This is a genomic window from Lactobacillus sp. XV31L, from assembly GCF_059900865.1.
Genome location: NZ_JBWXGC010000006.1, coordinates 116,469 through 123,407, shown reverse-complemented (window position 1 = coordinate 123,407; position 6,939 = coordinate 116,469). Strand labels below are relative to the sequence as shown.

The following is a 6,939-nucleotide window of genomic DNA, read 5'->3' as shown; positions in this document are numbered from 1 at the left end:
GCTAACAAGCCAACCCTTTTTGCTTTTATGCATCTTGTAATTGGTATTTTTGATTTCTTCAATCATTTTGAATCTATTCAAAACTTATCATCCTCCACACAATTAATAATATAATATATTATCATCCCACAAAGCATATCATAAAAATAAACATTTTTCTACATTTTTAATTATTGTCAGTTTTGTTCTGCATTATATCAGTATTTTTGGCATAAAGCTTGATATATCAAACTTTATAGCTTATTTAATAACGTTGTTTTTTATTTCTTATGGTTCTCATATAAATAGCTTATAGCAAGCAATTAATTACACTAAAGAAAATGTGATGTAAATAATTTGTGTTTTTTAATATTCAAGTATAGGAATATGGTCATATTTAACAAGTTTGATAATGAGCAAAAATAGTAAAGACATATATAAGAAAATTCAGCACCCCAAGAATAATCAAAAAATTCCAGTAAGGAAATTAAAATAATTAAAATATATTTTTCACAAAGTGCAGCAAAATATTATTAATAACAGTAACGTAATAGAATCGCACTTTTTTCTGTAAAAATTTGTAAAAGCCAAAAAAGAAAAATTTGTACAAAAAAACTAACTTCAAAAAGTTTTTTTGAAATTAGTTCGTAAGAAAAAGTTTTTTAGCAAGCAAGCTTTTATTTCTATGCTCAAAATTATTTGCTGTCAGCAATAATCTTAGTTATTGCTGGCGCTAACAAGTGTTGTTCAAGCGCCATATCAACTGGCCGGTAGTTAGGGTCAATGCAGTCATTCCAATATTCTAAGTGCTTCTGGTCAATGTAGCTGCTTGTTTCCTCAACAGTACTTCCACCCTCGCCTTGTACTGAGTACCAATAGAAATAGGTGTGGCCATCTGCATTTTCCTCTTTAAAGACCGTCTCAACATACATGCGTTCACCTTCCATCGTGGCAACAGTATCGGCATGGTGATTGTTGAGAAAATCCATCCACTCCTGAGCTTTAGCTTCTTTGCCTTTCCTAATTCTAAATCGAGTCAATTCCACTTGAGCCATTATTCTTTCTCACTTTCATGTCTAATATTCATTATTATATAATAAAACAAAAAAGCAGTAACTACTGTTACTACTTTAAAGTTATTCTAAACGTGAAGATCCGCTCTAATAGCGAAAATAAATTAACGCTTACTAAATTGTGAAGCTTTACGAGCCTTCTTCAAACCTGGCTTCTTACGTTCAACCATTCTAGGGTCACGGGTTAAGAAACCAGCCTTCTTTAATGGTCCACGGAAATCAGGATCTACTTCTAGAAGAGCACGTGCAACACCTAAACGGATTGCACCGGCTTGTCCTGAAAAGCCACCACCATTAACGTTAACTTTAACATCATATTGGCTTTCGGTTTCAGTCAAAGTTAGCGGTTGCTTCAAGTCCTTAACTAAGTTAGGAAATGGGATGTATTGATCTACATCTTTATTATTAACTGTGATTTTTCCACTGCCTGGTACCAAACGTACGCGCGCAACTGAATTCTTGCGCCGGCCAGTACCTGCATATGCAACTTGTTGTGCCATTGTTTAACCTCCTAGATTAATTTGCTAATGTCTAAATTTTCAGGTTTTTGTGCTTCATGCTTATGATTTGCATCAGCATAAACATGCATCTTTAAGAACTCTTGGTGACCAAGTGTGTTCTTTGGCAACATTCCCTTAACTGACAATTCAACTAATCTAACTGGGTTGTTGGCAAGTAATTTGCCTGCTGGAGTAGCCTTGATGCCGCCAAGCGTACCAGAGTGGTGGTAGTAAATCTTGTCGGTTGCTTTTTTACCAGTTAACTTAAGCTTAGCAGCGTTAATGATAATAACGTTGTCACCTGTATCAACATTTGGTGTGTATTGAGGCTTATTCTTGCCTCTCAAGATAGTCGCTACTGCTGTTGACAGACGGCCTAAAGGCACATCAGTTGCATCAATAACATACCACTTACGTTCAATTTCATTAGGTTTTGCTAATTGTGTAGTACGCAATTTAATTTCCTCCGTTTATACGTTGCTTGTAACAATAAGATTCCGGGGCCTATCGTGGACAAACATACTATACTATGATACGACCACTTAGCCTACTTGTCAATATTATTCAGCATCTTGCCGGTATTTTTCCGGAATATCATGATAAAAAACATGATAGAGGTACAGGCCGCTTGCCTGGGCTGTTTCTCTGACTTGCTCACGGTCTCTAGCCATTATTACCCGGGGAATATCGTCAGCCGGCCGCTTGCCATTGCCAATTTCCAGCAGCATGGCAACCAATATGCGCACCATATTATATAGAAAGCCAGAGCAAATGAAATCAAAGATGACTTCGTTGCTGCTTTCATCCTTCTGGATATTAACGTAATACATTGTTCGCACCTTGTTTTTGATTTGCCCACCGCTTGCAGCAAAACTGGTAAAATCGTGCCTTCCGAGCAAGTCAAGAGCAGCTTTTTGCATTTTGGGAATGTCGACTGGATAATGATAGTGCCCCGTATAAAAACGTTTAAAAGGATCAACAAAGCGGTCGAGACTTACCCGATAGCGATACCACTTGCCCTTGGCGCTATAGCGAACGTGGAATTTTTCATCCACTATTGCGCACTTCTTAAAGACAATATCTAGCGGCATTATCGAATTAAGGGCACAAATCATGCTTTGCTGTTCAATGGGCTTGCCCGGATAGTCAAAGTGAACTACTTGACCCAGGGCGTGCACACCCGCATCGGTTCTTCCTGAGCCTTCAACAGGAACAGTTTGGCCCTTAGTCATCTTACATAGAGCCTCTTCAATTGTTCCCTGAATCGTGCGCTGGTGCGGCTGCGACTGGAAGCCATGGAACAAGTGGCCGTCATATGCCAGCGTCATTTTATATCTCGTAGACATTAGTGCTCCCTAAAGACTAACAAAAGGACAATTAAAGCTACAAAGTAGCCTAAATTATATAGGTCTGCCGTCGACCAGCGCAAGATGCGAAACTTGGTTCGGCCTTGATCGCCCTTGTAGCCACGCGATTCCATGGCAGTAGCAAGATCCACTGCTGTTTCAAGGGAATTGATGAACAGTGGAACTAGCAGGGGCGTGATGGCCTTGGCACGTGTGACCAGACCACCATTATTAAAGTCAGCACCACGCGAACGCTGGGCATTCATAATTTTAAAAGTCTGGTCAAAGAGCGTGGGAACAAAACGCAGTGCAATCGACATCACCAATGCTATTTTGTCAACCGGAACTCTAACTAGTTTAAGCGGCATCAGCAGCCATTCGATTGCGTCAGCAATCTCAAGTGGCATGGTTGTCACTGTCATCACCGTTGAGATCAAAATAATAACGGTAAAGCGAATGAAAATAAAGATTGCATTGGTTATCCCATAACTGGTAATGGCAAAAATCGTCCACTGCCAGTATACTTTTCCCCCTACCGTGAAGAATAGCTGCAAAAAGGATGTAAAGAGTATCAGCCAAATCATTGGTCTAACTCCATCCCAGAAAACTTTCGGCTTTAATCCTGTCGCTGCAACTGCAATCAGGCTAAATGCCACAATAATGGCATAAGTGACCGCATTATTAGCTAGAAAAATAAACAGGATAAAAAGGATGGTTGCAAGCAACTTACCCCGAGGATCCATCTTATACACTAATGAATCACCGGCAACGTAGCGACCTATTAAAATTTTGCTCACAAATTTTCACCCCTTCAAATTATTAATAATTCCTTGAACTAATTCCTCTGCAGTTAACGGTGGCCTAGTAAACCTGTAATTAGTTAGCTGCGATGCAAATAATGAAGCCTTGGGTTCTTCTAAATGGTGTGCTGTAAGCCAATTATGGTCTTCAAATACTTCTGAGGGCCTTGCATGCTTAATCAACTGTCCACGTTCCATTACCAAGACATCATCAGCGTAATTAGCCACATCATCCATATTGTGTGTGACTAGAATTACTGTGTGCCCTGCCCTTTGGTATTCAGCAAAAAGATTCATCATTTGATCACGTGCCTGCGGATCCAATCCGGCTGCTGGTTCGTCTAAGCAAAGAATGTCAGGTTCATATGCCAGTACTCCCGCTATTGCCACCCGCCGCATTTGTCCTCCAGATAGCTCAAAAGGTGACCTCGTGCCTATTTCTTTAGACAAGCCAACCTTTTCTAACCACATCTTGGCACTTTCTTTTGCTTGCTCATTGCTATAGCCAAAATTTTTAGGCCCAAAGGCAATGTCATCTAGAACCGTATTTTCAAATAGCTGGCTTTCGGGAAATTGAAAAACAAGGCTGACATGGTGACGCAATTCCTTGAGGTGCTTGTTGCTGGTTTCAGGAGTGATTGTAGTATGAGCTATTTCAATGCGACCACTAGTAGGCTTTAACAGAGCGTTGAAGTGCTGCATCAGAGTCGACTTCCCACTACCTGTATGGCCAATGATTGCTGTAAAAGAACCTTCTTGCAACTCAAAGCTAACATTATCCAGACCCTTTTTTTCAAGTGGGGAACCTGGTGCGTATAAGTAGCTTACTTTTTCGAATTTAATTGACATAAGTAATTGATCAACTCTTTTTCTGAATCAATGTCTTGCATATTCGCGATAGACTTGCTTGCAAGTGCTTCTTTAACTTGGGCAAAGAAGGGGACGTCAAGCCCCAAATCTTTAAGCAACTTGACTTGCTTGAACACATGGGACGTAGGTCCTTGTGTAATGATTTTGCCATCATTCATCACCAGAACTCGATCAGCCAGGCTGGCCTCATCAATATCATGGGTAATAGAAATAACCGTCAAGTCATACTCTTTTTTCATTTGCCTAACAATTTGCAGAATATTGTCTCGACCCTCGGGGTCAAGCATTGAGGTTGCTTCATCTAAAACAATTATCTGAGGTCGAATGGCCAAAATACCAGCAATCGCCACACGCTGCTTTTGACCACCTGATAAGCTTGCTGGCTCTGATCTAGCATAGTCAGACATGCCTACAGCCGCAACTGCGTCAGGAACGATTTTAAGCATTTGGGCGCGTGGTACTCCCCTATTTTCCAAGCCAAAGGCAACATCATCTGTAACTGTAGCGCCAACGAATTGGTTATCTGGGTTTTGAAAGACTACCCCCACTTTGTCACGAATATCCCAGACAGTCTGATCATTGAGCACTGTGCCGTCAACCTCAATCACCGGCTCCCCCGTTTCATCTGGTACCAACAAACCGTTGATCAGCCTGATAATTGTAGACTTGCCACTACCGTTGTGGCCAATGATTGACGTCCAAGAACCACGTTCAATGTCAAAACTAATATTGTCAATTGCTGGAGTATCTGCTTCAGGGTAGGTAAAACTGACATTGCGCACCTTTATAATATTATCTGTTGCCATAAGTCACCCCTCCTAAAAGTCTTACCCAATTGTACCAAAAAAAAGCAAAAAAAATCACCCATGAAGAGGGATAATGAGTAATTATCTAAGCTAGACTAAACTTTCGTCATCATCTTAGCGCTTATTCTCACTTTCATGGATAATTCTTAATAGCTATTAAGTTGGGTTATTTTTAAATTAAACTAATTCAAGAATAACCATTGGAGCTGCATCACCTTTACGGGCATTTGCCAGCTTCATAATTCTGGTGTAACCACCATTGCGGTCTTTGTAACGTGGTGCAATATCACTGAAGAGTTTTTGCAAAGCAGACTTAACTACCACTGCATCTTTTTCTTCTTTAATATCTGCAACTTCGTCACGTACAAAAGTAGCAGCCTTTCTTCTTGCCGCTAAATCTCCCCGCTTGCCTAATGTAATCATCTTTTCGGCAGTTCGGCGAACTTCTTTAGCGCGCGTTTCAGTAGTAACAATGCGTTCCTTTATGATCAATTGTGTGGTCATTTCTCTCAGCATTGCTTTTCTATGTGCACTATCGACCCCTAATTTACGGTATGCCATCAGTTTACCTCCTTTTATTTTTCAATTAATCTTCTTGACGAAGTGAAAGACCTAAGTCAGCTAATTTGTTTTTAACTTCTTCTAATGATTTTCGACCCAAGTTACGAACCCGCATCATATCTGCTTCAGTCTTATCAGTCAACTCTTGCAGAGTGTTGATGCCAGCGCGCTTAAGGCAGTTGTATGAACGAACAGACAAGTCGAGCTCTTCAATCGTCATTTCAAGCTTCTTCTCGGCCGTATCGTCTTCTTTTTCAACCATTACATCATTAAATTTAGTATTTGCATCAGCAGTTTCAAACACTTTAAAGTGTTCTACCAAAATCTTGGCAGCAAAACTAAGGGCATCATTAGGCTTGATTGAACCATCAGTCCAAATCTCTAAAGTGAGCTTGTCAAAATCGTCTCTTTTTCCAACACGAGTCGATTCAACTTGGTAATTGACTTTTTCGATTGGTGAAAAAAGGGAATCAACCGGAATAACACCAATTGGCATATCTTCACTCTTGTTGTCACTTGCAGCAACGTAGCCACGACCAGTCTTGACCGCAATTTGCATGTGCAGGTGACCACCATCAGCAATGGTACAAATGTACTGGTCCGGATTCAGAATCTGAATATCTGCATCAACTTTAAGGTCATCAGCAGTGACTGTAGCTGGCCCTTCAACGTCCAATTCAATAATTTTTTGTTCGTCAGAAAAAGACTTCAATTCAAGTTTCTTCAGGTTCAAGATAATCTTTGCAACGTCTTCTTTCACGCCAGGAATGGTTGAAAATTCGTGCAAGACATCATCAATTTGAACATAAACAAGTCCTGTACCTGGGATAGATGTCAGTAAAACTCTACGTAATGAATTACCTAAAGTAGTACCAAAGCCTCGTTCAAGTGGTTCAATAACAAATTTACCATAAGACTTTTCTTGGTCCACAACGGTAATATTTGGTTTTTCAAATTCAATCATTACTAGGCCCCTTTCAAAACGCAACGTCCTTCATTAAGAA

General features: G+C 40.1%; 10 protein-coding genes. All 10 read right to left on the bottom strand.

Going from position 1 to position 6,939, the window contains the following annotated elements:
* Positions 1-66: KxYKxGKxW signal peptide domain-containing protein (locus AC2JF7_RS05715; protein ID WP_500727735.1), on the bottom strand; the 66-nt coding region annotated here is incomplete at its 3' end.
* A 608-nt stretch (positions 67-674) separates the two neighbouring features.
* Positions 675-1,034 (bottom strand): DUF6176 family protein, encoded by a 360-nt coding sequence (locus tag AC2JF7_RS05710; RefSeq protein WP_500727729.1) that lies wholly within the window; start codon positions 1,032-1,034, stop codon positions 675-677.
* 122 nt (positions 1,035-1,156) lie between these two features.
* The gene (rpsI, locus tag AC2JF7_RS05705; RefSeq protein WP_500727728.1) at positions 1,157-1,552 is read right to left on the bottom strand and encodes a 30S ribosomal protein S9; all 396 of its coding nucleotides are present in this window, start codon (positions 1,550-1,552) and stop codon (positions 1,157-1,159) included.
* Positions 1,553-1,563: 11 nt separating this feature from the next.
* Positions 1,564-2,007, bottom strand: a complete 444-nt coding sequence (gene rplM / locus AC2JF7_RS05700; protein ID WP_500727727.1) for a 50S ribosomal protein L13 — start codon at positions 2,005-2,007, stop codon at positions 1,564-1,566.
* A 105-nt stretch (positions 2,008-2,112) separates the two neighbouring features.
* Positions 2,113-2,898, bottom strand: coding sequence for a tRNA pseudouridine(38-40) synthase TruA (truA, locus tag AC2JF7_RS05695; protein WP_500727726.1), 786 nt, complete (start codon positions 2,896-2,898; stop codon positions 2,113-2,115).
* Entirely contained in the window at positions 2,898-3,695 is a 798-nt protein-coding gene (locus AC2JF7_RS05690) for an energy-coupling factor transporter transmembrane component T family protein (RefSeq protein WP_500727725.1), read from the bottom strand. The genes truA and AC2JF7_RS05690 overlap by 1 nt, the downstream gene beginning before the upstream one ends.
* A gap of 6 nt (positions 3,696-3,701) precedes the next feature.
* Positions 3,702-4,547, bottom strand: coding sequence for an energy-coupling factor transporter ATPase (locus AC2JF7_RS05685; protein ID WP_500727724.1), 846 nt, complete (start codon positions 4,545-4,547; stop codon positions 3,702-3,704).
* Positions 4,523-5,374 carry an energy-coupling factor ABC transporter ATP-binding protein gene (locus tag AC2JF7_RS05680; RefSeq protein WP_500727723.1) on the bottom strand — a complete coding sequence of 284 codons (852 nt, stop codon included), beginning with the start codon at positions 5,372-5,374 and terminating at the stop codon, positions 4,523-4,525. The genes AC2JF7_RS05685 and AC2JF7_RS05680 overlap by 25 nt, the downstream gene beginning before the upstream one ends.
* A 177-nt stretch (positions 5,375-5,551) precedes the next feature.
* Complete coding sequence (rplQ, locus tag AC2JF7_RS05675) at positions 5,552-5,935, bottom strand: 50S ribosomal protein L17 (protein ID WP_500727722.1); 384 nt, start codon at positions 5,933-5,935, stop codon at positions 5,552-5,554.
* Between the two features lie 25 nt (positions 5,936-5,960).
* Positions 5,961-6,899, bottom strand: a complete 939-nt coding sequence (locus AC2JF7_RS05670; RefSeq protein WP_500727721.1) for a DNA-directed RNA polymerase subunit alpha — start codon at positions 6,897-6,899, stop codon at positions 5,961-5,963.
* Between the last annotated feature and the right edge of the window lie 40 nt (positions 6,900-6,939).